The organism is Conexibacter sp. W3-3-2, assembly GCF_009707605.1.
Classification (GTDB): domain Bacteria; phylum Actinomycetota; class Thermoleophilia; order Solirubrobacterales; family Solirubrobacteraceae; genus Paraconexibacter; species Paraconexibacter algicola.
In genome coordinates, this window is the sequence record NZ_WLYW01000001.1 from 3,032,390 (window position 1) to 3,058,400 (window position 26,011).

Consider the following 26,011-nt stretch of genomic DNA (forward strand, 5'->3'; position numbering starts at 1 on the left):
GTGGTGTCGGTCGGGGTGAGACGCATGGCGGTCGGGCTAGGCCTGGCCGAGCGCGCCGAGCAGGTTGGACTGCTGGCTCTTGCTGCGGGACAGGGCGGTCTCCAGCGCGGCGAACTGCTTGCGCAGCAGCTCCTCGCGGCTGGCCAGGCGGGAGTCGAGGCGGCTCATCGCGTCCTTCAGGCGCGTGACCTCGCTGCCCGCCGCGGTGGCGGCGCCCTCGATCGTGCCGCCGACCTGGGTGGCCGGGGTGAGGGCGCCCTCGAAGCGCTGGGCGAAGCCGTCGACCCCGCCGCCGCCCAGAAGGCGCCGCACGGCGGTCGGGTCCGCGGCGAGCGTGGCGGCGAGCTTCGTGGTGTCGAGCTTGAGCTTGCCGGCGACGGCGTCGGCGCTGAACGTGGCGGAGCCGGTGGCGTCCCCGGTGGTGATGCCGAGGTCGGCGAGCGCGTCGGTGGCCTCCGGGTTGCCGGAGACGACCGCGCCGATCTGCCCGCGGAGGTTCGAGAGGATCCCCTGCAGCGCCGGGTCGCCGAACAGCGCGCCCTTGCGCGCGTCGGCGGAGGTGGACGCGTCCGGGACGCGCTTCTCGGTGAGCTTGCCGCGGACCGTGTCGACGGTCGCGTTGTAGGCGTCGACGAACGCCTTGAGCTTCTCGGTGATCGCGGCGGTGTTCGGCGCGGGCGCCCCGGCGGTCACGGTGACCTCGCCGGCGGTGACGGCCTTGAGCGTCAGCTCGACGCCGGGGACGGCGGTGGTCACGACGTTGGAGGACGCGGTGCCGGGGACGCCGTCGACGGTGAACTGGGCGTCCAGGCCGGCCTTCGCCTTGCCGGTGTCCTCGACGAGCCCGGCTCCGGAGGCGGTGATCGTGGCGGCGGCCCCGGTGGTCTTGCCGGAGAGGACGAGCTGCCCGCCGACGTTGACGGCGTACACGCCCGCGTCGGCGGAGGCGTTGATCGCGGCGACGGCGTCGTCGAGCGTGGCGCCGGCGGTGAGGTCGACGGTGGTCGAGCCGATCGTCAGCTGCGACGTGCCGGCCTGCGGGGTGAACGCGTAGGTGCGCTGGGGTGCGCGCGCGAGCTGCCCGACCTCCAGGCGCACCCCGCCGGGGGCGGCGCCGGCGATCTGGCGGGCGGTGATCTTCGTGGTGTCGGAGCTCTCGACGGTCTGGGTCTCGCCCCAGGTGGCGGCGGAGCGCAGCGCGACCGCCGCGGTCTGCAGGGCGCTGAGCTTGCCCTTGACCTCGTTCCAGCCGTCCTGGCGGGCCTGGGCGGCCGCCTGCCGCAGCTGCAGGCGGACCTTGCCGTTGCCCTCCACGGCCATCATCGAGCTGATGATGGACTCGGTGTCGAGCCCGGACGCCATGCCGCTGAAGCTGATCGGGCTCACGCCGCGTCGCCCCCCTGTCGGCGGCCGGGCGCGCCGGTCCCGAGGGCGGTGACGACCTCCGCGGGCGGGACCGCGCGCAGCACGCGGCCCTCGAGGTCGCAGAGGGCGATGACGAGCCGGCCGTCGAGGTGACCGTCGTCGAAGACGATCTGGTGGCCGTCGTCGTGCAGCTCCTCGAAGAGGCGGTTGGCGGCCTCGACCTCGGCCCAGACGTCGGCGGGGATGTCCCCCGGGACGGCGGGCTCGTCGGCGAACGCCGGCGCGGTCAGCGCGGCCTTGACCGCCTCGCGGTCGGCGCGCCGCGCCCGGGCGGCGGCGAGGTCGTGGACCTGGGCGACGTGTCCTGTGGTGAAGCTCATGCCGATCCCTCCTGGATCTCCGGGCGACCCGTCCGTGGGTCGTGTCCGCGCCTTCCGGTGATCGGTGTCCCCGGGGCGCCCTTGAGCGACCCCCTGGACGTTCGGTCGAGGGGCGGCGGGCAGCTGGATGTGGCGCGCGTACGGCACGCGCTCAGCCGGTGGGCTGGAGGTCGGGGGTGCCGGCGCGCAGGCGGCGCGCCTCGTCGGCGAGCGCCCGCGCGTCGTCGTCCAGGCCGCGGGCGACGGCGACCTCGCTGAGCCCCTCGAACGCGCGCGCGTCGGGGCCGGCGTGCTCCACGACGGCGATCCACTCGTCGGCGGCGGACTCCAGGAAGCCGCGGCGCAGGTACAGCCGGGCGAGCGCCTCGCGGCGTTCGCGCCAGGGCGCGTCGACGGCGTCGAGCACGGGCGCGAGCCGTTCGAAGGCGTCGAACTGCTCCAGGCGCGCGAGCGCGTCGAGCATCGTCAGCGCCGGCGGGCCGGCGGCGGCGGGCAGCGTCCCGGCGGCGGGGGTCGCGGCGGGCGCGTCGCGCCAGGCGCGCAGGGCGGCGACCTCGGCGGCGGGCAGGCCGACCGCCGCGGCGGCGTCGAGCTGCGCGTCGGCGACCGCGGTGCCCGCGGCGAGGCGGCAGAACAGGGCGGTGCGGGCCGCGGCGTCGGCGCACGAGGCGTCGGCGGGCACCTCCTCGGCGACGGTGCGGGCCCCGTCGAGGTCCCCGGTGGAGAGCAGCGCCTCGGCGAGGATCGCGCGGGCGGGGTGCGCGCCGGGCTGGGCGTCGAGCACGCGGCGCAGCAGCGTCGCGGCGGTGCCCACGGCGCCGTGCTCGAAGCAGGCGATGCCGACAAGGAACGCGGCGGTCGGGGCGAGCGGGCCGCCGAGCGCCTCGATCTCGGAGACGACCGTGTCGCCGGGCCGGCCGGCGCGCAGGAGCACGAGGGCGAGCTGCTCGATCGTGCCGAGGTAGCCGGGGTGGTCCACGAGCGCGGTGCGCAGCAGCTGCTCGGCGGCGGCGAGGTCGCCCTGGTCGCGGCGGACCTCGGCGAGCGCGCACGCGGCCATCGAGGTGCCGCAGCCGACGGTGGCGCTGTAGCGGCTGGGCGCGTCGCCCATCTCCTGGCAGCGGGCGAAGAGCTCGGCGGCGCGGTCGAGGTCGCCGCGCGCGCGGGCGCTGAAGCCCTGCTCGTAGACGACGTCGGTGAAGCCGGGCAGGAAGCCGAGGATCTCCGCGGCGACCGCGTCGACCTCGTCGAGGCGACCGGTGACGCGCAGGGACTTCACGTAGCGCGCGGCGAGCGACGGGACGTACCCGTAGCTGCTGCGGCCCGGGTCGCTGCGCAGCGCGGCCCACGCGTGCGCGAAGCGGTCGTGCGCGCGCTCGTTCTCGCCGGCGGCGGCGTACTCGCTGCCGAGGTTGAAGGCGAGGAACGGGGTGTCGACGCCCTCGGCGGCCTGCTGCTCGAGCAGCTCGATGTTGCGGCGCGACTTGCCCTTCGCGTCGCGCACGGCTCCGAGGTAGCCGAAGTGCTCGACGCGCACGGGGGTCCGCTCGATCCGCTCGGCGAGGTAGCCGGGGAGGTGGTGGGCGATCTGCTCGTGGACGCGGCCCTCGAAGCGGTAGGCCGGCCGGTTGCGGAACACGCGCAGCGCGTCGTGGGTGACGGCGGTGCCGTCCTCGAGGTCGCCGGTGTGGTTGACCTCGACGAGGTAGAACGCCTCGCGCCAGGTGCGGCCGGTGAGGGCGCGCAGCGCGGCGACGTCCTCCTCGATCAGCACCTCGTCGGCGTCGAGGTAGAGGGAGCCAGTCGCCGGTGGCGGCGTCGAAGCTGACGTTGCGGGCGGCGGCGAAGTCCCCGGTCCACTCGTGGTGCAGGATCCGCGCGCCGTGCTCGCGCGCGATCTCGACGGTGCGGTCGGTGGAGCCGGTGTCGACGACGACGATCTCGTCGACGGCGTCGCGCACCGCGGCCAGGCAGCGGCCGAGCATCGCCTCCTCGTCCTTGACGATCATGCACAGCGAGAGCGTCAGGCCCTCGGCGGGACGGGCGCGCGCGGCGACGCGGCGGGCGCGCTCGTCGAGCGTGCGCAGCGCGGCGGTGACGGCGGGCGGCAGGCCGGGCATGCGGGTGAGCCCGGCGGCCTTGCGGCGGGCGACCTCGCGCAGGTTGCCGGCGGCGTGCGGCAGCTCGGGGTCGAGCCGCAGCGCGGCCTCGAACAGGCGGGTGGCGGGGCGCAGCGCCCCGAGCTCGTAGAGCGCGACGCCCGCCCAGTTGAGCAGCAGCGGCTCGCGCGGGTCGTCCTCGAGCAGCTCGAGCGCCGCGTCGGCGACGGCGGCGAACACGGGCGCGACGACGGCGATCGCCGAGCCGTGGACGCCCAGTCCGGCCTGCAGGAGCGCGGAGCGCGCCTCCCAGCGGCGGTGCGGGTCCTCGACGTGCGCGGCCTCGCCGAACAGGCCCCGGTAGGCGGCGACGTCGCGGCGCGCGAGCAGCGCCTGCGCGCGCGGGACGAGCAGCGCGGCGGGTGTCGCGCGCGCCTGCGGAACGGGCGGCAGCGCGATACCGGTCCGCTCGGACGGATCGGGCGAGGGCGTGAGGCGGAGGGCCATGCCCAGGGTGGTCGGACAGCCGACGGCGCCTTTGAGTTCGTGGACGTCCTCCCCAGAAGTGGGGATGGAGACATTCGACACACGGACGACGCAAATACCAAGAAGCGGGGATATCGCTCCTAGCACATGGGGCCGACACTCTCCCTGTCCCCGCCGGTCACGCAGCCACAAAGGACCAACGAACCCATGCAGCAGGTCACCAGCAAGCCCCACCGCCGACTGTCCTCCGAGGACGCGCTGGCGCTGTGGAAGGAGTACCGCCGGACCGAGGATCGCGCGCTGCGCGACCGCCTCGTCCTCACCTTCGCGCCGCTCGTGAAGTACATCGTCTACAAGAAGGTCCGCGAGATGCCGGCCCGCTGCGAGGTGGAGGACTTCATCTCCTGCGGCCTCGAGGCGCTGATCCAGTCGATCGACCGCTACGACCCGGCGAAGGGCGCGACGCTCGAGCAGTACGCGTGGACGCGGATCCACGGTGCGGTGCTCGACGAGCTGCGCCGCCAGGACTGGGCGCCGCGTTCGGTCCGCCGCTGGGAGCGCGACATGGAGAAGGCCGCCGACGAGTTCACGACGCTGCACGGCCGCCGCCCGAAGACCGAGGAGCTCGCCGCCGCGATGGGGGTCACGGCCGCCGAGCTGCGCCGCAAGCGCGACGAGGTCACCCAGTCCGACGTCACCTCGCTGAACACGACGGTGATGAGCGACGACGAGACGACGATCGAGCGCCTGGACACGATCGCGTCCAAGGACGAGCGCCTGGACCCGATCCACATGGCGGCGACCGACGAGGCGAAGACGAAGTTCCGCGCCGCGTTCGCCCGGCTGCCCAGGCGCGAGCGCGAGGTCGCCGTGCTGCTCTACGTGAAGAACATGACGCTGGCCGAGATCGGCGACATCCTCGGGGTCAGCGAGTCGCGGGTCTGCCAGATCCACGGCGCGATGAAGAAGACGCTGCGCGCGGCGCTCGACGCCGACGAGGCGCTGTTCAAGGCCGTCGCCTGACGTACCGCCTCACCCCGCAGGTCCCTCCCTCCCCTCCCCGCGAGCGCCCCGTTCCCACCGGGGCGCTCGCGCGTTCTGCGGACCCGGCCGACACGTCCGATACAGAACGGTACAGTCTCGTTCCGTGCGTGCCCTGACCTACCTCGGCCCCCGCGACCTGCAGTGGCGCGAGGCCCCCGACCCCGTCCTCGCCGGCGACGGCCAGGCGATCGTCCGCCACCTCGCAGTGGCCACCTGCGACCTCGACGCGCTGATCGTGTCCGGTCGCTCCCCGTTCCCGGCCCCGTTCACGCTCGGCCACGAGGGCGTCGCCGAGGTGCTCGAGATCGGCGACGGCGTCACCACGGTCCGGCCGGGCGACCGCGTGCTCGTGCCGTTCCAGATCTCCTGCGGCACCTGCGGCGCGTGCCGGGCCGGGCGCAGCGGCAACTGCGAGACCGAGGCGCTGGGCACCACCTACGGCTTCGGGTTCGGAGAGGAGCTGACGCGCTTCGGCGGCTTCCTCGCCGACCGCGTCCTCGTGCCGTACGCGGACGCGATGCTCGTCCGGCTCCCCGACGGGCTCGCCCCCGAGGTGGCGGCGGGCGCGTCGGACAACCTCACCGACGCGTACCGGGCGGTCGCCCCGGCGCTGGCGCAGCGCCCGGGCGCCCCGGTGCTCGTGGTCGGCGGCGCGATGTCCGGGTCGATCGGCGTGTACGCCGCCGGGCAGGCCGTCGCGCTGGGCAGCGAGGACGTCCTCTACGTCGACGCCGACCCGGGCCGGCGCGCGCTGGCGCAGGCGTACGGGGCGCGGACGCTCGACCACGTCCCCGACCGCGTCGACCGCCGCTTCCCGGTGACGGTCGACGCGAGCGCCAGCCGCGAGGGCCTCGCGCTGGCGCTCGGGAGCCTCGACCGCGACGGGATCTGCACGAGCACCGCGATCTACTTCGACCCGGCGACCGTGCCGTCGTTCCCGCTGCTGGGCATGTACGTCATGGGCTCGACGTTCGTGACCGGGAGGATCCACGCGCGCCGCGACGCGCCCGCCGTGCTCGACCTGCTGGCCGCCGGGACGTTCGACCCCGCCCCCGCGACCACGCGCGTGGTCCCGTTCGACGAGGCGGCCGACGCCCTGGTCGAGGACTACGTCAAGCTCGTCTTCACGAGATGAGCGCCGCCCGCGACCGCGTCCTGCACACCGCCACGAAGCTCTTCCACCGGGAGGGCATCCGCGCGGTCGGGGTGGACCGGATCGCCGCCGAGGCGGGCGTCTCGAAGATGACGCTCTACCGGCACTTCGCGACGAAGGACGAGCTCGTCGCCGCCGTCCTCGTCGCGCGCGACGAGCCCGCGCTCGCGCTGCTCGCCGCCGCGGCCGACCACGCCGAGGGCGGCGCGCGCGGCGCCCTGCTCGCCCCCTTCGCGCTCCTCGATCCGTGGTTCGCCTCGCGCGGGTTCCGCGGCTGCCCGTTCATGAACGCGCGGCTCGAGCTCGCCGACGCCGACCACCCGGCGAGCGTCGTCGCCGCCCGCCACAAGGCGGCCACGCGCGACCACTTCCACGCCCGCGCGGTCGCCGCGGGCGCCGCCGACCCCGACGCGCTCGCCGACCAGCTCGCGATCCTCTTCGACGGCGCGATCGTGCAGGCGCAGCTGCGCGACCCCGCGTCGGTCGCCGCCGCCGCGCGCGCCGCCGCCACCGCGCTGGTCGACGCGGCGCTGGGCTAGCGCCGCGGGTCAGCGCAGCCGCGTCGGCCGTGCCGCGAGCTGGGTGCTCGACGGCCGGACGAGCGTGGTGCTCACGCCTCGGCACCCGCCGGGGTCCGGCCGGGCGAGGACGCCCACGACGGGCGGCCCGGCGTCGGGCGCGCGATCGGGAAGCCGGTGAGGAGGAACCGCGGCGGCGGCGGACCGCCCCACTGGTTGATCGTGCCGGGATGCATCGACCAGGTCTTCGGCTCGTAGCCCTCACGCATCTGCGCGAGCTCGGAGCAGCACTCGACCATCGCCCCGTCCTCGTCATGGAGGTAGAGGAAGTGGTTGTTGCCGGGCCCGTGACGCGACGGCCCCCAGATGCACTTGCGCCCGCGGTGCGCGCGGAGCCTGTCCGCGACCCGACCCAGGGCGTTGAGATCCGGGAACGCGTAGGCGTAGTGCGAGAGCTCCGCCTTCGGGGCCCGCGTCAGCGCGATGCCGTGGTGGTCGTCGTCACAGTGCCACCAGGACGCCAGCACCCCCATCCGGTCGGCGTTGCGGAAGCCCATCGCCTCCAGGAAGCGATCCTCCGCACGGTGGTTCCAGACCTTCGTCGAGACGTGCTCGAAGTGCGTCGGCCGCCCGTCCCGCAGCGGCACGTCGACGGTCTCCATCCCGCAGAACAGCTTGTAGACGTGTCCGCCCGGCGAGAGGACCTTCAGCGCCCGGTCGATGCCCGGCTCGCCGTCGTAGACCCCGCCGAGGAGCGTCGCGCCCGCGGCGGGCAGTGCGCTCTTGGCCCGCTCCAGCGCCGCGGCGTCCTCGACCTGCATCGCGAGGTGGTCGTAGCCACGGTTGCTGCCGTCCTGCACGAGGATCAGCTCGTGATGACGGTCGTTGCACGTGAGGTACGCCACGCCCGCGGTACGCTCGACCTCGGTCAGGCCGACGACCTGCTCCTGGAAGTCGACGGCGCGGTCGAGGTCGGCGACGTTGAGGGCGATGTGCCCGATGCGGGTGACCATGGGATCTCCTGTTCAGCTGGTCTCGGTGAGGAGCGCCTCGACGGGGCGAGGCGCGCGGCCGGTGAGCCGCTCGACGTGATCGGTCGGCGTGCCGTCGGCACCCGACGCGAAGTAGGCGGCCATGCGGACCACGTGCTCGATCTCGAAGGGCGATGCCCCCCGACGGGCGAGCCCGCGCGCGGCGAGGCGGGCGGGGATCGGGAGATAGCGCGCTCCCACCGCCGCGGCGATCTCGGCGAGCGTGACGCCGCGTGGACCGGTGAGCTGCCACGCCCCGGTCGCCGGCCTCGGGTCCAGCAGCACGCTCGCGGCGACGGCCGCCACGTCGCGCAGGTCGATCATCGCGATCGGCGCGCGGCCGAGCGGGGCGACGAGCACCGGCCCGACGCGCGGGAGCCCGAGCACGCCCTGCTGGAACATCGACGGTCGCAGGAAGGAGAAGCCCATCCCGGACGCCTCGAGCAGCTGCTCGGTCCGCCAGTGGGCGGTCGCGGTGGCGGACGCGCCGTTGGGACCCAGCGATGCGGCGCCACCGGAGACCTTCACCACGTGCCCGATCCCCGCGTCGGCCGCGGCCCGGACCGCGGCCGCTTCGAGCAGGTCCTGCTCGGGACCGTGCGGGGTGACGAGGAACAGCCGGGTGGCGCCGTCGAGCGCCCGCCGGACCGAGGGCTCGTCGCGCAGGTCGACCTCGGGCCGTCGCAGCGCCCGTGCCTGCGCGCCGCGCGCTTCGAGCAGCCGCATGACCTCGCCGCCGATCCGGCCGGTCGCTCCGAGGACGGCGATCACGTCGCCGACACCCCGCGAAGGGCGGCGACCGCCTGCCCGACATCCGCCACGCGGCCCGCCGCGAACACGAACCGGTCGGGACGCAGGAGCGCGAAGGTCAGCGCCCGGTCGTGCAGCCACGCGCCGTCGGCGCCCGGGTCGGCGACGGCGACGCCGGCCTCCTCGAAGAGCGAGGCCGCGACCGCGTCGGTCGTCACGGCGACCCAGCCGCGCGGCAGACGGTCGTCGAGTCGCCCGGTCTGGGGGAAGAGCGTCCCGACGGCGCGCCGCGGCGGCAGACGGTGCGGCGGGTGGGAGAACGCGCCGGCGCCGTAGGTCGGCAGCGGCTTGACGTTCGCGGCGAGGAACCGCTGGACGCGGGTCCCGTCGATCGCGTGCAGCCACGCGTCCCGCGCGCGGACGACCCACGGCGTGGTCGCCTGGACGATCCCGCCCATGAGGTTCGCCGTGCGCTGCATCGCCTCCACGTGTGGTCGGCGTTCGGTCTCGTAGCTGTCCAGCAGCGCCTCGGGCGCCCCGCCCAGGACGGCGGCGAGCTTCCACGAGAGGTTCGCCGCGTCGCGCGCGCCGGAGGAGAACCCCTGGCCCGCGAACGGTGGCATCACGTGCGCGGCATCCCCGGCCAGCAGCACGCGCCCGCGTCGCCAGGTCGCGGCCGTGCGCGTGTGGAACGTGTAGACGACCGCGCGCTCGACCTCGACCGTCTCGCCGTCGAGCCACTCGTCCAGCGCGGCGCGGACCGCGGCCGGCTCCAGGAACGGCGCCGGGTCCTCGCCAGGGTGGAGCATCCACTCCCAGCGGTGGCGTCCCGGAGACATCGGGAGCGTGACGGTGGGCCGGGCGGCCCGCCCGACGAAGTGCGGATGCGGGACGCGGGCGAGCGGCCGGTCGACCAGCGCGTCGACGACGATCCAGCGCTGCGGGGCCGTTCGGCCCACGAACGGGACCTGCAGGCGCGCACGGACCGCGCTGCCACCGCCGTCGCATCCGATCAGATAGCGGGCCGAGAGCCTCTCGCCGCGCCCGCCGCTGGTCGGCCTGACGTGCACGTCGACGCGGTCCGCCCGACGGTCGATCGTCTCCAGCTCGACGCCACGACGGATCTCCACCGTCGGCCGGTCGGCGAGCGCGCGGAGGAGGGTGCGCTCCATCGCCGGCTGGTTGATCGACACGAGCGGCGGATGGCCGAGCCGACCGACCGACGCGGCGAGGACCTCGACCGCGCGGCCGTCCTCGGTGACCACGCTCGCGCCCGCCTGCACCTGGGCGTCGGCGAGCACCGCGCCGTCCAGGCCGACGGCCTGGAGGATCCGGAGGACCTCGTCGTCCACGACCGCCGCCCGCGGGAGCGGGTACACGTCGTCCGCCCGATCGATCGCCAGGACGCGGACGCCCTGGTCGCCGAGCAGCAGCGCAAGCAGCTGCCCGACGGGACCCAGGCCGCAGACGAGGACGTCGACCATCAGACCGGGACTGCCGTCTCGGTGATCGTGTTCGTCAGGGTGCCGATCTGGTCGATCTCGAGCTCGATCGTCTGTCCGACGCGGATCCAGCGGTCGAGCTCCAGGCCGCAGCAGCCAGGCAGCGTGCCCATCGACAGCACGTCGCCGGCGTCGAGCCGCTCGCCCGCGGAGCAGTAGGCCAGCATCGCGCCGAGCGTGTGCTGGGGGTTCGCCGCGCTGCCCTCGCACCAGACCTCGCCGTCCACGCGGACGCGGCCGGTGGCCGCCGTCCAGTCGGGCAGCGCGTCGGCGGTGAGGACGTCCGAGCCGATCGAGTTGCAGAACGTCTTCGCCTTGACGACCGGACCGAAGACGTTGCGGCGCGCGTCGTCGGCCTGCACCTCCCGGGCGGACCAGTCGTTCAGCACGACCCAGCCGCCGACGGCCTCGAGCGCCTCCTGGGGGCTGGCATCCACGAGCGGCTTCGCGAGCACGCACGCGAGCTCGAGCTCGAAGTCGAGCCACCGGGTGTGCTTCGGCCACCACATCTCCTCGCCGTCGGCGAGCGTCGCCGCGTGGTTGCCGACGTAGAAGGTCGGGGCTTCCTTGAACCGGGCGTTGGGCCTGAGCTTCGGGAACGTCTTTCCGGTGACGCGCTCGAACGTCGCGATCACCTTCGGGACGGGCGCCGGGAAGAACTTCGTCGCGAGCACGCGGCTGGAGGCGATGACGTGGTCCTCGTAGAGCATGAACGCGCGCATGGAGCGCGGCCGGAACGGCAGGCCGGCGGTCGACGGGTCGGCGGCGGTGGCGGTCAGGGCGGCCTCGCGCGCAGCGGGCGTGAGCGCCAGGAACGAGAGCAGGTCACCGTCGTGGTCGACGCGGACCCAGCCGGCCGCGGTCTCGGCGATGACGCCGTCGGGTGTGGAGCGGAGCTTCATGGCGGAGCCTTTCGAGCTAGGAGGAGATGGCGTGGCGGACACGAGGAAGCAGGGCGCGCTGGTCGTCGGTCTCGCGCCGGGCGCGGAGCGCCGCGATGCCGGCCTCGATCTCGGCCCGGACCAGGTCGCGGCACTCGGCGCGTGCGTCGGGATCGCTCGCACGACCGGACCACGGGGTCGTCGGGATCGGGGCGCCGAAGCGGAAGTAGAGGCGGTCGGTCCCGGGCAGACCGGCAAAGCCGGAGCCCTTGACCACGAGGGTGCCCAGGTCGGGGCGCCCCACCCGCCGTGCGACCGCGCGCGCGGGGGCGGCGAGCCGGCTGTCCATGTCGAGGAGCACGTCGAAGCGATCCTCGGCGCCGACCGCGGCGAAGGGGACGATCGGGGCTCCGGCCTCGATCGCCATCCGCGCGAAGCCGGTGCGCTCGCCCCAGAGCAGCTCGTATCGCTGGCCCCGCCGCTTGTAGACCTCGCGGGCGCCGCCCGGGAAGACGAGGACGGCCTCGCCCGCGGCGAGGAGCGCGGCGCAGTTCTCGCGCGTGCCGGGAACGGCCCCCATGCGGATCAGGAGGTCACGCCAGCCCGGCACCGCGAAGTGGAAGCTGTCCCCCATCCCTCGGACGCGGACGCCGCGTCGGCGCTCGAGCTCACGGACGAGGGTGGGGAGATCCTGCATGCCGAGGAGCTGGTGGTTGCCGACGAGCATGAACGGCCCGCTCGTCGGGACGTGCTGGAGGCCCTGGAGCTCGGGACGGGTGGCGCGGTGTGCGACGTCGATCGCGACCTTCAGGACGTCCGCGACGCGGCTCGCGGGGATCGGGAGCGGGCTGTCGATGTCCGGCATGGATGACAAGCTATCTCAAGTCTGATGATCTTGTCAATCTTGTGAGGCGCGATCACCATGCCGCTACGATCTCCGCATGGCCAACGACGCGTCCCCCCCAGCGCCGTCCGATCGCCGGGCGCGCCGCAAGGCCGAGACCCGGGCGCGCCTGCTCGACGGCGCTCGCGTCGTCTTCGCACGACAGGGCGTGGACGCCACGCGGATCAACGAGATCACCGAGGAGGCCGACATCGGCTTCGGCTCCTTCTACAACCACTTCGAGAGCAAGGACGCGATCGTGGCGGCCCTCGTCGAGGAGCAGGCCGTCGGTCTCGCCGCAGCGATCGACGCCGCGACGGAGGGGGTCGACGACGTCGCGGAGATCGTCAGCGTCGCGCACCGCGCACTGATCCAGCACGCGCTCCGGGACACCGACCTGGGCTGGCTGCTCGTCCGGCTGGAGGCGTCGCACGACGTCGTCTCGCTCGCTCTCGGGCCCTACGCCGCGCGCGACCTCGAACGCGGGATCGCGGCGGGCCGGTTCGCCGTCGACGACGCGGCGATCGCCCTGGTCGCCTCCGGTGGCGCGCTGCTGGCCACCGTCCGCGCCGCACTCCAGGGCCGGTTCGTCGGGGACGTCGGCGTCGCGCACGCGGCAGCGGTGCTGCGGATCTTCGGCGTCCCCGCGAGCGAAGCCGCCGAGGTCGCCTCCCGCCCGATGCCGACGGTGGACGCGCCCGCCCCGTCGGCCGGCGGGCCCGGGCGCCCCGTCCCCGGCTCGCCCAGGTCCGCGACACCACGCGGGTGACGCGGCCGCCGCACCCCCGCCGGACGGACCTCGACCGTCCGTCCGCCCCGGTCAACCCGCCGGGCGCCCGGCCGACCATCCGGCCCGAGATGGAACGCGGCCTCTACATCGCGGCGTCCGGGATGCTCGCCGAGCAGGTCCGTCAGGACCAGCTCGCCAACGACCTGGCCAACGCCTCCACCCCCGGCTACAAGTCCGACCGCGTGAGCCAGCACAGCTTCGCGCGGGAGCTCGACCTCGTGAACCGCCGTTCCGGTGCCGCCGTCGGCACGCTCGGGGCGGGGGCGATCATCGCCGAGAAGCGCACCGACCTCACGCCGCAGACGCTGAAGGAGACCGGCGAGCCGCTGGACCTCGCCGTCGCGGGCGAGGGCTACTTCCAGGTGCAGACCGCGCAGGGCGTGCGCTACACGCGCGACGGCAGCTTCACCGCCGACGCGCAGGGCCGCCTCGTCGACCAGGCCGGGGACCCGGTGCTCGGCGCCGACGGCCGGCCCGTCCGGCTGAACGCGGACGGCACCGTCGACCCGGCGCGGGTCGGTGTCGTGGCGCTCACGAACGTCGCGAAGGCCGGGGACGGCCGCTACACCGGCACGCCGGACCGCGGCGCGGAGACCGGCACGGTGCGCACCGGGGCGATCGAGACCTCGGGCGTCGACGCGTCCCGCACGATGATCGAGATGATCGGGTCGCTGCGCGCCTTCGAGGCGGGTCAGCGGGCGATCACCACGATCGACGAGACGCTGCGCCTGGCCTCCGGCCAGGTCGGCAACCTGCCCGGCTGAGCCGCGCGCCGCCGCCAGGTCCCCGGATCCGGCGGACGGACCTGGACGCACGTCCGACCGCGCTCAAGCTGCGCCCCGCCTGACCGACCACCGGACGGAACCGGCGCGAGCCCTCACTCGCGAACCCTCACTCCGCACTGGAGATCCGGATGTTGGAAGGCATGTACACCGCGGCCGCCGGCATGGCGGCACAGCAACGCAGGCTCGACAGCCTGGGCAACGATCTGGCGAACGTCTCGACGACGGGCTACAAGCACGTCCGCGTCGCGTTCCGCGACCTCGTCTACACGCAAGCCGCCCGCGGCGGCGCCGACGGGGTCGAGCTCGGCAGCGGCGCGGCCGTCCGGACGCTCGGCCGCACGACGCAGCAGGGCGCGATCAAGCAGACCGGCGAGCCGTTGGACGTCGCGATCACCGGTGAGGGCTTCCTCGCCGTGCGGATGCCCGACGGCCGCCAGGCGCTCACCCGCGACGGCCAGCTGCGGCTCGACGCCACCGGCCGGCTCGTCACCGCGACCGGCGGGCTGCTGATGGACCCGTCGATCACGCTGCCCGCGGGCACGCAGCCCGACCGGATCGCGATCGGCGCCGACGGCACGATCACCGCGGACGGTCGCGCGGCGGGCCGGCTGCGGCTCGTCACCGTCACCGCCCCCGGGGCGCTCGACGGCGGTGCGGACAACGTCTTCTTCGCCACGCGCGGCAGCGGCGCGCCGACCGCCGCGCCCGCCACGACGTCGGTGCAGCAGGGGGCGCTCGAGTCCTCGACGGTCGACATCGGCAGCGCGATGACCGACATGATCAGCACGCAGCGCGCCTTCGAGCTCGCCAGCAAGGCGATCCAGATGCAGGACCAGATGCTCGAGGTCGCCAACGGGGTCAAGCGATGAGCACCTCCGTCGGCCCCGTCGACCAGGCGCTCCTCCCGGCGGAGATCCGCTCGGGGACCGCGCAGCAGCGGGAGGCGTACACCGCCGCGCTGGGCTTCGAGCGCCAGCTGGTCGAGCAGCTCACCAAGCAGCTGTCGGCGAGCACCGAGGCCGCGGGCGAGGAGGAGGAGTCGACCTCCGCAGCCACCCAGACCTACAAGGACATGCTGCCCGGAGCGCTGGCCGACGCCGTCATCGGCGCCGGCGGGCTCGGGCTCGCCGCCCAGATCAGCCGGGACGTCGCCGCCGCATGAGCACGCTCGTCCCCACCAACGCCTTCGGGGCCGAGGTCCTCGCCCACCTCGACGCGCAGCTCGCGTCGGGCCGGCGGCTGCTCGCCCACGTGCTCGGCCAGAGCCGCGCGATCCGCGAGAAGGACGTCGCGACCGTGCTCGTGCAGCTCGAGGAGATCCAGGCGGAGATGGAGCGCCGCGCGGGCCTGGAGCAGGAGCGCGCCCGCCTGCTCACCCGCGCCGGCCAGGCGCTCGGCGTCCCCGCGCACGTCGTCACGCTCGACGCGATGGGCCAGCTGCTCGGCGACGCGATGGCGGCCGCCGCCCGCGAGCGCAGCAGCGAGCTGCGCGGCCTGCTGGAGGAGATCGCCCGCGAGCACCGCGCCAACCGCGCGCTGATGAAGCAGGAGCTCGCGTTCCTGGACCACCTCATGCGCCAGCTCGGCGCGGGCGGCGACGAGACGGGCGGCTACGGCGTCGACGCGATGCCCGCCTCCGCCTCGCGGCAGCCCTACCTCCCGGTCGGCCGCGCCGCCGCCGACGCCCCCACGAGCTCCGCGCTGCGCGCGCTGGATCTGCAGGCGTAGCGTCCGATGCCCGTCTCCGGATTCAGCGGTCTGAACGTCGCCCTGCGCGGCCTGCTCGCCCAGCAGCGCGGACTCGACGTCACCGGCCACAACATCGCCAACGCCGAGCGCGCCGGCTACACGCGCCAGGAGGCGGTGATGAGCGCGGCCGCCTCGCTGCAGCTGTCCGCGGGCGCGGTCGCCGGTGGCGCGGGCGCGCAGCTCGGCCAGGGCGTCGAGGTCGAGCAGTACCGCCGCATCCGCGACCAGTTCCTGGACCTGCAGGCCCGCGCGCAGACGATGAGCGCCGGCCAGCACCAGACCACCGCGAAGGCGCTCGGCAACGCGGAGGCGCTGCTGGCCGAGCCCGGCGACGGCGGCCTGGGCAAGCTCATGTCGAACTTCTGGGACGCGTGGTCGACGCTGGCCGCCAACCCCGAGTCGGCGTCGGCGAAGTCCTCGCTGATCGGCCACGCGCAGAACCTCGCCGACGGCTTCCGGCGCCTGGACGCCCAGCTCGGCCAGCTGCAGACCGTCGCCGGCCAGGAGTACACGGACCTCACGAGCGCCACGGGCGTGGTGCGCCAGACCGCCGACGAGCTCGCGCGGCTCGACGCCGCGATCGTCCAGCAGACCTCGGCCGGGCGGACCCCGAACGACCTGCTCGACCGTCGCGACGAGCTGCTGGACCAGCTCAGCCAGTACGGGCAGGTCAGCGTCACCGACCTCGGCGGCGGCTCGGTCAGCGTCCAGTTCGGTGACGCCGCCGCCCCGCTGACCAACGGCTCGGCCGTCACCTGGCCGCAGACGCTCACCGCGCCCGGCGGCAAGCTCGGCGCGCTGCTGACGCTCCAGTCCGCGACCGGCCCGATCGGGGCGCGCCGCACCGACCTCGACACGGTCGCCGCGCAGCTCTCGACCGCGGTCAACGCGCTGCACGGCACCCCCCCGTTCTTCTCCGGCAGCACCGCCGCGACCCTGGCGGTCAACGCGACGTCCTCGACGCTCGACGCCGGCAGCACCGCGGCGGCCGGCGCCAACGACATCGCGCTCGCCGTCGCCGCGCTGCGCGGCGGGACGGCGGACGGCACCTACGCGTCGCTGGTGCGCAGCCTCGGCGACGACGCCGCGGCCGCCGACCGGCTCGCCGCGACCGCGGTGACGCTGAAGGCGGTCGCCCTGGAGCGCCGGACCGAGGTCAGCGGCGTCAGCCTCGACGAGGAGATGACGAACATGGTGCGCTTCCAGCGCGCCTACCAGGCGTCCGCGCGCGTCATGTCGACGATGGACGAGGCGCTCGACACGCTCATCAACCGCACCGGTCGCGTGGGGCTCTGATCGACGATGCGGATCACGCACACGATGCTCACCGACCGCCTGCTCGGCGACCTGCGCACCGGCAAGGACCGGATCGCCGAGGCCCAGCAGCAGGTGTCGACCGGCCGGCGGATCAACCGGCCCTCCGACGACCCCGCGGGCGCTCGCGCCGCGGTGGTGCAGCGCGCCGACCTCGCCGGCCTCGCCCGTCAGAAGGACGCGGTCGCCGAGGCGAACGACTGGACCGACGCGACCGACACGGCGCTCGGCGGGCTCGCCGACCTGCTGCACCGCGCCCGCGAGCTGGCCACGCAGGGCGCCAACGGCTCCTACACGCAGGCCGACCGCGAGAAGATCGCCGGCGAGATCGACCAGCTCGTCGAGGCCGCCAAGGAGCGCGCGAACGCGAAGGTCGGCGACCGCTACGTCCTCTCCGGCACGGCGACCACCACCCGGCCGTACACGCCGGGCGGCCCGGACACCTACGGCGGCGACACGGGCGCGGTGCTGCGCGAGATCGGGCCCGGGGTGACCGTGCAGGTCAACCAGCTCGGCTCCCAGATCCTCGGCTCCGGCCAGACCCCCGGGGACGGCCTGATGCTCGACACGCTCCGTGACGTCGCCCAGCACCTGCGCGGCGGCACGACCGCCGACCTCGCCGCCCTGCGCGGCGCCGACCTGCAGGGCCTGCAGGCCAACCTCGACACGATCTCGACCGCCCGCTCCGCCAACGGGGCGACCGCCGCGCGCCTGGCGTCGGCGGCGACGAGCCTCGGCGATCTCGAGCTCGCCGGCCAGACCCGGCTCGACCGGCTCGAGGGCGCCGACATGGCCCAGGCGATCCTCGCCCTCTCCACCCGGCAGTCCGCCTACGAGGCCGCGCTGAAGTCCGGCGCGACCGTCATCCAACCCTCCCTCATGGACTTCCTCCGATGACCAACGACAAGAAGGACCCCTCAATGACCGTCGTGCTGCAGAGCTCGCGGTTCGGGCGGATCGAGATCCCCTCGGACGCGGTGCTCGACTTCCCCGCGGGCCTCATCGGCCTCGGGGGCACCCGCTACGCGCTGCTGGCGCGCAGCGAGGAGAGCGCGTTCGTCTGGCTGCACTCGCTGGACGATCCCGAGCTCGCCGTCCCGCTGACCAACCCCTGGCGGTTCTTCCCCACCTACGAGGTGGAGCTGGCCGACGAGGAGGCCGACCGCATCGGGATCACCGACGCGGAGGCGACCTCCGTGTACGTGACCGTCCGTGCGGCAGAGTCCCTGCAGGACTTCTGCGCGAACCTCCGCGCGCCGATCCTGATCGCGCACGGTGCCGGCCACCAGGTCATCAACCAGGCCCCGGACGCGCCCGTGCGCGCGCCGCTGTTCCCGACCGCCGCCGAGCAGGCGGCCTAGGACGAGCGTCCACCGGACGAGTACGCTCGCACGACAGCCCATTTCCAAGGAGGAAGCCCGAGATGCTCATCATCACCCGACGCCCCGGCGAGAAGCTCATGGTCGGCGACGACGTCGTGATCGAGGTCATCGAGGTGAACGGCTCGTCCGTGCGCATCGGCATCGCCGCGCCGAAGTCGATTCCCGTGTACCGGGAGGAGATCTACTCCGCGGTGAAGGAGGAGAACACGGCCGCCGCCTCGGCGGACGCCGCGCAGCTCCCCGACGACCTTCCCAGCAGCACCAACACCTAGCCAGACGCACCCCGTCGCCGGCCCGGCCCTCACCGGACCAGCGGCGCTCAAGGACGAATCCCGAAAGGACCAGGACCGGATGTCCCTCCGCATTCAGAACAACGTCGAGGCGCTCACCGCGCACCGGCAGCTCACCACCACGAGCGCCCAGACCTCGAAGTCGATGGAGCGCCTGAGCTCCGGCTACCGCATCAACCGTGCGGCGGACGACTCGGCGGGCCTCGGCATCTCGGAGAAGATGCGCGGCCAGATCCGCGGGCTCGGCCAGGCGCAGCGCAACGCGCAGGACGCCGTGTCGCTCGTGCAGACCGCCGAGGGCTCGCTCGACGAGGTCCACTCGATGCTGCAGCGCGTGCGCGAGCTCGCGGTCCAGTACAAGAACGGCGCGCTCTCCCAGGCGTCCCGTGACGCGATCCAGACCGAGGTCAACCAGCTCGCCTCCGAGATCGAGCGGATCGGCTCGACCGCCGAGTTCAACGGCCTGTCGGTGCTGAACGCCGCGACCTCGATGACCTTCCAGGTCGGCGCCAACGACGGCGAGACGATCTCGGTCGCCACCGTGAGCCTCGGCTCCGCGGTCGGCACCGCCTACGCGTCGCTGAGCGCGACCGGCACCGCGGACATCTCCGAGATCGACGCGGCGATCGACGCGGTCACCGCGCAGCGCTCCGCGTTCGGCGCGGCGCAGAACCGGCTCGAGCACACGATGCGCAACCTCGGCGTCTACCAGGAGAACCTGGTGGCCGCGGAGTCCCGCATCCGCGACGTCGACATGGCGGAGGAGATGGTGAAGCTCAGCAAGAACCAGATCCTGACCCAGGCCGGCACGGCGATGCTCGCGCAGGCCAACCAGTCCCCGCAGTCGGTCCTGAGCCTGCTGCGCGGCTAGGAGAACGCACGGGGGCTCGACTCGCCGGCCACATGGCCGGACCGCCGGGCCCCCTCACGCTCTCCCCCAGGAGTCGGCGAGCGCCAGCACGGCGGCCGACTCCGACTCCGCCGTCCACATCGCCACGATCTCGTGGCGCAGCGGCGGGTCGAAGGGGATCGTGCGCAGGCGCGGGTGCGCAGCGGCGTCGAACCGGGACGCCGCGACGATCGTCTGGCCGCACCCGCGGCCGGCCGAGCGCAGCATCGCGCTGGCCCCGTCGTCCAGGGACCGGACCTGCTGGATGCGCAGCTGCTCCGGCTGGCGCCCGGCCGCTGCGACGGCGAGCCAGTCGAAGACGTCCGCGGACTGCTCCCGCTCGAACATCACGAACTGGCCGCGGCCGAACGCGTCGCGCGTCATCGCCGGGCGCACCGCCTCCGGGTGGTCGTCGCGCAGCACCGCGAGGATCTCCTCGCTGTCGAGGGTCAGGGAGCGCAGCGGCGGCCCGTACGGCATGCGGCCCCAGCCGACGACGAGGTCGACCTGGTCCCCATGGAGCGCGTCGAGGGCGTCGCCCTGGTGCTGGCGTACGACCTTCAGCTCGATCTCCGACCGGATCTGGGAGAACAGCCGGATCTGCTGCAGCACGCGCTCGGGCAGGTCGAGATCCACGGCGACGCGGAGCACGGCCGGCGCGGTGTCGGTCACGCGTTGCGCGGCCAGCGCGGCGCGGTGCGCCGCCGCGACCGCCTCCCGCGCGCCGGGGAGGAACGCCTTCCCCGCCCCGGTCAGCTCGACCTTCCGCGCGTCACGGTCGAACAGCTGCACGCCGAGCTGGGTCTCGAGACGTCGCAGCTGCTGGGACAACGCGGGCTGCGCGACCTGCAGGCGTTCCGCCGCCCGGCCGAAGTGCAGCTCGTCCGCGACCGCGAGAAACGACGTCAGCAGTCGCAAGTCGTAGGTCACAGACATGGATGCACAGAATGCATCATCGGGCCCACATCGCGTCTTGGACGCGCTCCACGCGGTCCGCGAAGGTGCGCTTCCACAAGCACCGACCGCCCGAAAGGCACCCCATGACCCGCATGATCTTCGTCAACCTCCCCGTCCGCGACGTCCAGGCCTCCCGCGCCTTCTACACGTCACTCGGCTTCACCATCAACGAGCGGTTCAGCGACGAGACGGTCGCCTGCGTCGTCGTCAGCGAGTCGATCTTCGTGATGGTCATGGAGCGCTCGCGCTTCGAGGGCTTCAGCCTCAACCCGATCTCCCCCGCCGGTACCACCGAGGTCCTCAACTGCCTCTCCTGCGAGAGCCGCGAGGAGGTCGACCAGCTCGTCACGAAGGCGCTCGACAACGGCGGCGCCACGTGGAAGCCGGCCATGGACATGGACTTCATGTACGGCGGCAGCTTCCAGGACCCGGACGGCCACGCCTGGGAGCTCAACTGGATGGATCCGGCGGCCCTCCACGGCGACGCGGCCCCGGAGGCCGCCACCGCCTAGCGCCCCTCGCAGGCCCGGTCCGGAAGGGAATCGGGCCCTTGTCATCGAAGCTGGGTCGGTGCGTGTGACACGAAACGCCGCCCCTCCCGCACAATACGTCCAGTGACCGTCACGGTCGGCACCCTGCTCAGCGATCGCTACCGGCTCGACGCCCACGTGGGCGCGGGCGGGATGTCGACCGTCTATCGGGCGTTCGACACCCGTCTGGAGCGGCAGGTGGCGATCAAGGTCCTGCACCCGCAGGGCGCGACGGACGCCGACCAGCTCGAGCGGTTCCGTCGCGAGGCGCGCGCCGTCGCCCAGCTGAACCACCCGCACATCGTGCAGGTGATCGACGCGGGCGAGCAGGACGACGCCTACCGTCCGACCCCGTACATCGTCTTCGAGTACGTCGAGGGCGAGACGCTGAAGGCCCGCATCCGCCGGCACGGCAAGCTGCCGATCGGCGAGGCGATCGCGTACACGATCGAGATCGCGCGCGCCCTGGGCGCCGCGCACGACGCGGGGATCGTGCACCGCGACGTCAAGCCCCAGAACGTCCTGATCGACGAGGAGGGCTCGGCGAAGGTCACGGACTTCGGGATCGCGCGGACGCTCGACCAGGAGGGCCTGACCGCCGACGGGCGCGTGCTCGGCACGACCGACTACGTGTCCCCCGAGCAGGCGCTCGGCCACGCGGTCACCGGCCAGTCGGACCTGTACTCGCTGGGCATCGTGCTCTACGAGATGCTCACCGGGGACGTCCCGTTCAAGGGCGAGAACCAGGTGGCGGTCGCGATGAAGCACGTCCGCGAGGACCTGCCCGACGTGCAGGTCCGCCGCCCGGAGGTCAGCGGCGCGCTCGCCGCCGTCCTCGACCGGGCGACCGCGAAGGAGCTCGACCAGCGCTACCGCTCCGACGCGACGTTCGTCGCTGACCTCGAGGACGTGCTCGTCCAGGAGACGCGCCGCACCGGTCAGGCGACGGGCGAGGCGACCGCGGTGCTGCGCACGCTGCCGGAGCAGTCGCGCCGCCGGCTGCCGCGCCGGGTCACGCAGCCGTGGCGGCTCGCCGTCCCCGGACTGCTGGCGCTGATCGCGATCGTCGGCACGGTCGTGATCCTCGCGCAGGGCGACCGGGTCGAGCGCGGCACCGGCACGCGGACCCCGGTCGACGTGAAGGCGCCGCCGGGCCTGCAGCCGATCAGCCTCGGGCAGGACCGCGCGACCGACTACGACCCGCAGGGCGACGGCGGCGAGCACTCCGACGCGGCGAAGTTCGTGCTCGACAAGGACCCCAACTCGATCTGGGACACCGAGCGCTACCAGGGCGGCGTGCTGACGAAGACCTCCCCGCCCGCGGACCCGGCGGACCTCGGGGTCGGCATCTACCTCGACGCCAAGCCGGGCGTCGCGGCCCGCGCGATGTCGATCCGCACGACGACCCCGGGCTGGAAGGGCAAGATCTTCGTCGCCAAGAGCGCGGTCCCCAAGACGTTGCCGTCCGACGGCTGGATCGAGCTGGCCGACGTCGACGCGACCGGTCGCACGACGAGCATCGACCTCGACACCGCCCGTCAGCCGTTCCGCTACTACCTCATCTGGATCACGAAGCTGCCCGAGGGCAAGGACCGGGCGGCGATCAGCGAAGTGGTGCTCTTCCGATAGGTAGCGTGCCGGGGGATGGCCGACGCTGACCCCCGGGACCGGATCGACGAGCTCGCCGCCGCGCTGCGCGGGTGGCGCGAGGAGTACTACGCCGGCGAGCCGTCGGTCGACGACGCGACGTTCGACGCGGCCGAGGACGAGCTGCGCGGGCTGCTGGCCGAGCACCCGGACCTGACCCCGGCCGACAACCCGCTGGACCAGGTCGGGGCCGCGCCGTCGGGCGCGCGGCGCGCGATCCGGCACGCCCGTCCGATGCTGTCGCTGGCGAAGGTCTCCCCCGCCAACCGCGAGGAGGGCGTCCGCGAGTTCGCGCAGCGGTTCCCCGGTCAGCCGCTCCGCGTCACGCCGAAGCTCGACGGGGTGTCGCTGAGCATCGTCTTCCAGGACGGGGCGCTCGAGTACGTCGCCACCCGCGGCGACGGGACGGCCGGCGAGGAGGTGACGTCCGCGGCGCGCGCGGTGATCCCGGAGCTGCCGACCGCGCTCGGGGACGGCGCAGCGGGGCGGGTCGAGGTGCGCGGCGAGGCCGTGATGCTGCAGTCGACCTTCGACGCGTACAACGCGGCGCACCCGGACAAGCCGCTGGCCAACCCGCGCAACGCGTGCGCGGGCACGCTGCTGCAGAAGGACCCGGCCGCGGCGGCGGAGGCGGGGCGCGTGCTGCGGTTCTACGCGTTCGACGTGCACGCGCCCGACGCCCCGGACCTGACGGTGCAGGGCCTCGCCGACCGCGGGTTCCACGTGCCGGCGATCGAGGTCGTGGAGGGCGCCGACGCGGTGCTCGAGGTGATCGCGGCGATCGAGGCGGCGCGGCCGACGAACGACTTCGACATCGACGGCGCGGTCGTCCAGCTCGACGCGGCGAAGGCGTTCGCCGCCGCGGGCAACCGGTCGAGCACGCCGCGCGGCGCGGTCGCGGTGAAGCTCGCGGCGGAGGAGCGGGAGACGGTCCTGCGCGACATCTCCTGGGAGGTCGGGCCGGGCGGCAAGGTCGTACCGCGCGCGGTGCTCGAGCCGGTGTTCGTCGGCGGCACCACGGTGTCGAGCGCGACGCTCGCCAACCAGGAGGTGGTCCGCGCGCGCGGCGTGAAGGTCGGCATGCGCGTGCTGGTCAAGCGCGCCGGGGACGTGATCCCGTTCGTGTCGGGTCCCGCCCCGGGCCCGCAGCCCGACGACGTGCGCGAGGCGGAGATCCCGACGCACTGCCCGTCCTGCGGCACCGAGCTCGTCGAGCAGGGCAACTCGCGGGAGCTGTTCTGCACGAACCTCGACTGCCCGGCGCAGACGCTGCGCCGGCTGCAGTGGTGGGCGGGCCGGGCGGCGGCGGACATGGAGGCCGTCGGCGAGGTGTGGATCGCGAAGCTCTACGAGGACGGCGTCCTGCGCACCCCGGCGGACTTCTACGCGATCACCGCCGAGCAGCTGATGGAGTACGACCGGATGGGCGAGGTCAGCTCGCGCCGGTTCGTCGAGTCGATCGAGCGGTCCAAGGACATGGGCCTGCGCCGGGCGCTGATCGGCTTCGGGATCCGTCACGCGCGTGAGGGCACGGCCAAGCGCCTGTGTCAGGCCGGCTTCGGATCGGTGGAGGAGATCGCGGCCGCCTCGGCGGAGGAGCTGGCGGCGGTGAAGGACATCGGGCCGATCGTCGCCCGGTCGATCGCGGACTACTTCGCGCGACCGGAGGTCGGGGAGCTCGTGGCGGCGCTGCGCGCGCACGGCGTGTCGCTCGACGTCCGCGACGAGGACCGGCCGGTGGAGGTGGCGGCCGCCGCCGACACGCCGCTGAAGGAGGCGACCGTCGTGGTGACCGGGGCGATCGTGCATCCGGACACGGGCGAGAAGGTCGCGCGACCGGCGTTCGTGCGGCTGCTGGAGCAGGCGGGCGCGACGAGCGCCTCGTCGGTGTCGGCGTCGACGACGTTCCTCATCACCGGCAACGACGTGGGCGCGTCGAAGACCGCGAAGGCGCAGAAGCTCGAGGTCGCGGTGGTCGACCAGGCGCAGGCCTGGGGCTGGCTGGCCGACGCGGGCGTCTCGTGAGCGACGCCCGCACGGGTGGTCGCGCCCGTCAGGCGTGGCCGACGAGGATGCCCACGACGGTGACGACGATGCCGCCGAGCGTCACCTGGACGAGCGAGCCGAGCCACGGCACCTGCAGGTAGCGCTGCCGGACGACGGCAATGAGCACGAGCTCGACCGAGACGACCGCGTAGGCGACGGCGAGCGCGGTCTCGCGGTCGCCGATGAGGAACGGCAGGGCGTGCGCGGTGCCGCCGACGAACGTGGCGCCACCGGTGAGGAGGCCGCGGGCGACGGCGCTGCCGCGACCGGTGATGGCGCCGTCGTCGCTGAGCGCCTCGCTCATGCCCATCGAGATCGCGGCGCCGAGTGCGGCGGCGAGGCCGACGAGCAGGGCGGTACGCGGTCCGGCCGCGTAGGCGGCGGCGAAGATCGGGGCGAGGGTCGAGATCGTGCCGTCGATGAGGCCGATGAGGGTGGGCTGCACGACCTGCAGCAGCCGGGTGCGCTCGTCGCTGCTGCGCCAGTGCCGCAGGACCTGGAGGGTCGAGGGGGGCGTGGTGGTGGCGGTCGACATGCCGGGAGGGTACCGCTGTTTGGAGAGATTCCAAAATAGGGAACCCTAAGACCTGCGGCCTGCTCCTGATACGGTGGAGGTCGTGGCGACGCTCACCACCCAGCACGACGCCGAGCTGACCGAGGCCCTCCGTCGCGGCGGGCTGCGCGTCACCTCGCAGCGACTCGTCCTGCACCGGCACCTGCGCGCGCAGGACACGCACGCCACCGCCGAGCAGATCCGCGCCGCGGTCGCCGACCGGCTCCCGGGCGTGTCCGTGCAGACCGTCTACGCGACGCTCGAGCTGTTCGAGCAGCTCGGGATCGTGCGCCGCGTCGCCGCACCGGGCGGGGCCACCCTGTTCGACTCCCGGCAGGCGCCGCACCACCACCTCGCCTGCCGCGTCTGCGGCCGCGTGCAGGACCTCGACGCGCCCGCGGTGGCGCTCGACGCGGTGCTCGACGCCGCCCGCGCCGCCGGCCACGCGGACCCGGTCGCGTCGGTGACGGTCACGGGCACGTGCGCGGACTGCGCGGACATCACCCGCGGCTAACCCACGGCTGGCCGATCGCTGGCCGGCCGGACGGCAGGCTGACCGGGCACACCGAACCCGGTCCACCAGGAGCCCGCCATGCCCGCCGTCAGCACCCCCGCCCCCACCGACGTCCTCGTCACGACCCTGCCGGTCGCGACGCCCCCGGTCCCGGACCCCGCGACGCTGCGGACCGTCCTCCTGACGCCGTCGCCCTACCGGTCGGGGGTCGCCGCCCAGCTCGCCGCCGCGGGCCGGCCGGTGCACGTCGTCGTGCCGATGCGCCCCACCCGGCTGCAGGCCTGGTGCTCGGACATCGACGGCGCGCACGCCGCCGCGCTGCGCGTCGTGCACGGCTGGCTCGACGGCCTCGCCGCCCACGGCGTCCGGGCGACGGGCGAGGTCGGGGATCCCGACCACGCGGTCGCGCTCGCCGACGCCGGGGCGCAGGCCCCGACGCTCGCGGTGCTCACGCTGCCCTGAGCGCGGCAGGC

Annotated in this window: 28 protein-coding genes and 1 pseudogene; 18 read left to right on the top strand and 11 right to left on the bottom strand. The window is 74.1% G+C overall.

Annotation, left to right across the window (positions count from 1 at the left end):
• Positions 1–36: 36 nt before the first annotated feature.
• The 4 genes and pseudogenes from fliD to GKE82_RS31465 form a co-directional block, all read right to left on the bottom strand.
• Positions 37–1,386, bottom strand: coding sequence for a flagellar filament capping protein FliD (gene fliD / locus GKE82_RS14670; protein ID WP_154733812.1), 1,350 nt, complete (start codon positions 1,384–1,386; stop codon positions 37–39).
• Positions 1,383–1,745 carry a hypothetical protein gene (locus GKE82_RS14675; RefSeq protein ID WP_107567619.1) on the bottom strand — a complete coding sequence of 121 codons (363 nt, stop codon included), beginning with the start codon at positions 1,743–1,745 and terminating at the stop codon, positions 1,383–1,385. The genes fliD and GKE82_RS14675 overlap by 4 nt, the downstream gene beginning before the upstream one ends.
• 151 nt (positions 1,746–1,896) lie before the next feature.
• Positions 1,897–3,519 carry a tetratricopeptide repeat protein gene (locus GKE82_RS14680; protein WP_154733813.1) on the bottom strand — a complete coding sequence of 541 codons (1,623 nt, stop codon included), beginning with the start codon at positions 3,517–3,519 and terminating at the stop codon, positions 1,897–1,899.
• An 82-nt stretch (positions 3,520–3,601) separates the two neighbouring features.
• Positions 3,602–4,351, bottom strand: a pseudogene (locus tag GKE82_RS31465) (glycosyltransferase); the annotation flags it as partial.
• 186 nt (positions 4,352–4,537) lie between these two features.
• Here GKE82_RS31465 and GKE82_RS14690 point away from each other — a divergent pair.
• From GKE82_RS14690 to GKE82_RS14700, 3 genes are all read left to right on the top strand, one after another.
• A complete protein-coding gene (locus GKE82_RS14690) occupies positions 4,538–5,353 on the top strand; it encodes a sigma-70 family RNA polymerase sigma factor (protein ID WP_196189242.1) in 816 nt (271 codons plus the stop codon).
• Between the two features lie 124 nt (positions 5,354–5,477).
• On the top strand, positions 5,478–6,509 hold the full coding sequence (locus tag GKE82_RS14695; RefSeq protein WP_309233612.1) for an alcohol dehydrogenase catalytic domain-containing protein: 1,032 nt from the start codon (positions 5,478–5,480) through the stop codon (positions 6,507–6,509).
• The gene (locus GKE82_RS14700) at positions 6,506–7,066 is read left to right on the top strand and encodes a TetR/AcrR family transcriptional regulator (RefSeq protein ID WP_154733815.1); all 561 of its coding nucleotides are present in this window, start codon (positions 6,506–6,508) and stop codon (positions 7,064–7,066) included. Before GKE82_RS14695 ends, GKE82_RS14700 begins: the two co-directional genes overlap by 4 nt.
• Positions 7,067–7,137: 71 nt before the next feature.
• On the opposite strand, the gene GKE82_RS14705 is transcribed toward GKE82_RS14700, so the two are convergent.
• From GKE82_RS14705 to GKE82_RS14725, 5 genes are read right to left on the bottom strand one after another with little or no spacing between them, the layout of a single operon-like run.
• A complete protein-coding gene (locus tag GKE82_RS14705) occupies positions 7,138–8,058 on the bottom strand; it encodes a VOC family protein (RefSeq protein ID WP_107567623.1) in 921 nt (306 codons plus the stop codon).
• 12 nt (positions 8,059–8,070) lie between these two features.
• Positions 8,071–8,847, bottom strand: a complete 777-nt coding sequence (locus tag GKE82_RS14710; RefSeq protein WP_154733816.1) for an NAD(P)H-binding protein — start codon at positions 8,845–8,847, stop codon at positions 8,071–8,073.
• Positions 8,844–10,310: a bifunctional 3-(3-hydroxy-phenyl)propionate/3-hydroxycinnamic acid hydroxylase gene (locus GKE82_RS14715; RefSeq protein WP_154733817.1), complete on the bottom strand. Its 1,467-nt coding sequence runs from the start codon at positions 10,308–10,310 to the stop codon at positions 8,844–8,846. Before GKE82_RS14715 ends, GKE82_RS14710 begins: the two co-directional genes overlap by 4 nt.
• Positions 10,310–11,230, bottom strand: a complete 921-nt coding sequence (locus tag GKE82_RS14720) for a fumarylacetoacetate hydrolase family protein (RefSeq protein ID WP_154733818.1) — start codon at positions 11,228–11,230, stop codon at positions 10,310–10,312. Before GKE82_RS14720 ends, GKE82_RS14715 begins: the two co-directional genes overlap by 1 nt.
• Positions 11,231–11,246: 16 nt before the next feature.
• Positions 11,247–12,074, bottom strand: coding sequence for a lysophospholipid acyltransferase family protein (locus GKE82_RS14725; RefSeq protein ID WP_154733819.1), 828 nt, complete (start codon positions 12,072–12,074; stop codon positions 11,247–11,249).
• A gap of 76 nt (positions 12,075–12,150) precedes the next feature.
• On the opposite strand from GKE82_RS14725, the gene GKE82_RS14730 reads away from it, so the two are divergent.
• The 10 genes from GKE82_RS14730 to GKE82_RS14775 all read left to right on the top strand — a co-directional run bounded on the left by GKE82_RS14730 (position 12,151) and on the right by GKE82_RS14775 (position 19,273).
• Positions 12,151–12,861: a TetR/AcrR family transcriptional regulator gene (locus GKE82_RS14730; RefSeq protein ID WP_107567628.1), complete on the top strand. Its 711-nt coding sequence runs from the start codon at positions 12,151–12,153 to the stop codon at positions 12,859–12,861.
• A gap of 89 nt (positions 12,862–12,950) precedes the next feature.
• Positions 12,951–13,646 carry a flagellar hook-basal body protein gene (locus GKE82_RS14735; protein ID WP_146175273.1) on the top strand — a complete coding sequence of 232 codons (696 nt, stop codon included), beginning with the start codon at positions 12,951–12,953 and terminating at the stop codon, positions 13,644–13,646.
• Between the two features lie 161 nt (positions 13,647–13,807).
• Complete coding sequence (locus GKE82_RS14740) at positions 13,808–14,536, top strand: flagellar hook-basal body protein (protein ID WP_158276672.1); 729 nt, start codon at positions 13,808–13,810, stop codon at positions 14,534–14,536.
• The gene (locus GKE82_RS14745) at positions 14,533–14,829 is read left to right on the top strand and encodes a rod-binding protein (protein WP_107567631.1); all 297 of its coding nucleotides are present in this window, start codon (positions 14,533–14,535) and stop codon (positions 14,827–14,829) included. The genes GKE82_RS14740 and GKE82_RS14745 overlap by 4 nt, the downstream gene beginning before the upstream one ends.
• The gene (flgN, locus tag GKE82_RS14750) at positions 14,826–15,395 is read left to right on the top strand and encodes a flagellar export chaperone FlgN (protein WP_154733820.1); all 570 of its coding nucleotides are present in this window, start codon (positions 14,826–14,828) and stop codon (positions 15,393–15,395) included. Before GKE82_RS14745 ends, flgN begins: the two co-directional genes overlap by 4 nt.
• Before the next feature lie 6 nt (positions 15,396–15,401).
• Entirely contained in the window at positions 15,402–16,712 is a 1,311-nt protein-coding gene (gene flgK, locus GKE82_RS14755; protein WP_154733821.1) for a flagellar hook-associated protein FlgK, read from the top strand.
• Between the two features lie 6 nt (positions 16,713–16,718).
• Positions 16,719–17,627 (top strand): flagellar hook-associated protein FlgL, encoded by a 909-nt coding sequence (flgL, locus tag GKE82_RS14760; RefSeq protein ID WP_154733822.1) that lies wholly within the window; start codon positions 16,719–16,721, stop codon positions 17,625–17,627.
• On the top strand, positions 17,624–18,091 hold the full coding sequence (fliW, locus tag GKE82_RS14765) for a flagellar assembly protein FliW (RefSeq protein WP_107567635.1): 468 nt from the start codon (positions 17,624–17,626) through the stop codon (positions 18,089–18,091). The genes flgL and fliW overlap by 4 nt, the downstream gene beginning before the upstream one ends.
• 62 nt (positions 18,092–18,153) lie before the next feature.
• On the top strand, positions 18,154–18,384 hold the full coding sequence (csrA, locus tag GKE82_RS14770; protein WP_107567636.1) for a carbon storage regulator CsrA: 231 nt from the start codon (positions 18,154–18,156) through the stop codon (positions 18,382–18,384).
• A gap of 79 nt (positions 18,385–18,463) precedes the next feature.
• Positions 18,464–19,273 carry a flagellin gene (locus GKE82_RS14775; protein ID WP_154733823.1) on the top strand — a complete coding sequence of 270 codons (810 nt, stop codon included), beginning with the start codon at positions 18,464–18,466 and terminating at the stop codon, positions 19,271–19,273.
• A gap of 54 nt (positions 19,274–19,327) precedes the next feature.
• Here the strand turns inward: GKE82_RS14775 and GKE82_RS14780 are convergent, their stop codons facing one another.
• Positions 19,328–20,227, bottom strand: coding sequence for a LysR family transcriptional regulator (locus GKE82_RS14780; RefSeq protein ID WP_154733824.1), 900 nt, complete (start codon positions 20,225–20,227; stop codon positions 19,328–19,330).
• A 104-nt stretch (positions 20,228–20,331) separates the two neighbouring features.
• On the opposite strand from GKE82_RS14780, the gene GKE82_RS14785 reads away from it, so the two are divergent.
• From GKE82_RS14785 to ligA, 3 genes are all read left to right on the top strand, one after another.
• Entirely contained in the window at positions 20,332–20,760 is a 429-nt protein-coding gene (locus GKE82_RS14785; RefSeq protein ID WP_154733825.1) for a VOC family protein, read from the top strand.
• A 102-nt stretch (positions 20,761–20,862) separates the two neighbouring features.
• Complete coding sequence (locus GKE82_RS14790; protein ID WP_309233613.1) at positions 20,863–22,407, top strand: protein kinase; 1,545 nt, start codon at positions 20,863–20,865, stop codon at positions 22,405–22,407.
• A 15-nt stretch (positions 22,408–22,422) separates the two neighbouring features.
• Positions 22,423–24,450 carry an NAD-dependent DNA ligase LigA gene (gene ligA, locus GKE82_RS14795; RefSeq protein WP_154733826.1) on the top strand — a complete coding sequence of 676 codons (2,028 nt, stop codon included), beginning with the start codon at positions 22,423–22,425 and terminating at the stop codon, positions 24,448–24,450.
• Positions 24,451–24,478: 28 nt separating this feature from the next.
• Here ligA and GKE82_RS14800 read toward each other — a convergent pair whose 3' ends face one another.
• The gene (locus GKE82_RS14800) at positions 24,479–25,006 is read right to left on the bottom strand and encodes a hypothetical protein (protein WP_230316179.1); all 528 of its coding nucleotides are present in this window, start codon (positions 25,004–25,006) and stop codon (positions 24,479–24,481) included.
• An 82-nt stretch (positions 25,007–25,088) separates the two neighbouring features.
• On the opposite strand from GKE82_RS14800, the gene GKE82_RS14805 reads away from it, so the two are divergent.
• Both GKE82_RS14805 and GKE82_RS14810 read left to right on the top strand, forming a co-directional pair.
• The gene (locus GKE82_RS14805; protein ID WP_196189243.1) at positions 25,089–25,538 is read left to right on the top strand and encodes a Fur family transcriptional regulator; all 450 of its coding nucleotides are present in this window, start codon (positions 25,089–25,091) and stop codon (positions 25,536–25,538) included.
• A 78-nt stretch (positions 25,539–25,616) separates the two neighbouring features.
• A complete protein-coding gene (locus GKE82_RS14810) occupies positions 25,617–26,000 on the top strand; it encodes a hypothetical protein (protein ID WP_154733828.1) in 384 nt (127 codons plus the stop codon).
• Positions 26,001–26,011: the final 11 nt, after the last annotated feature.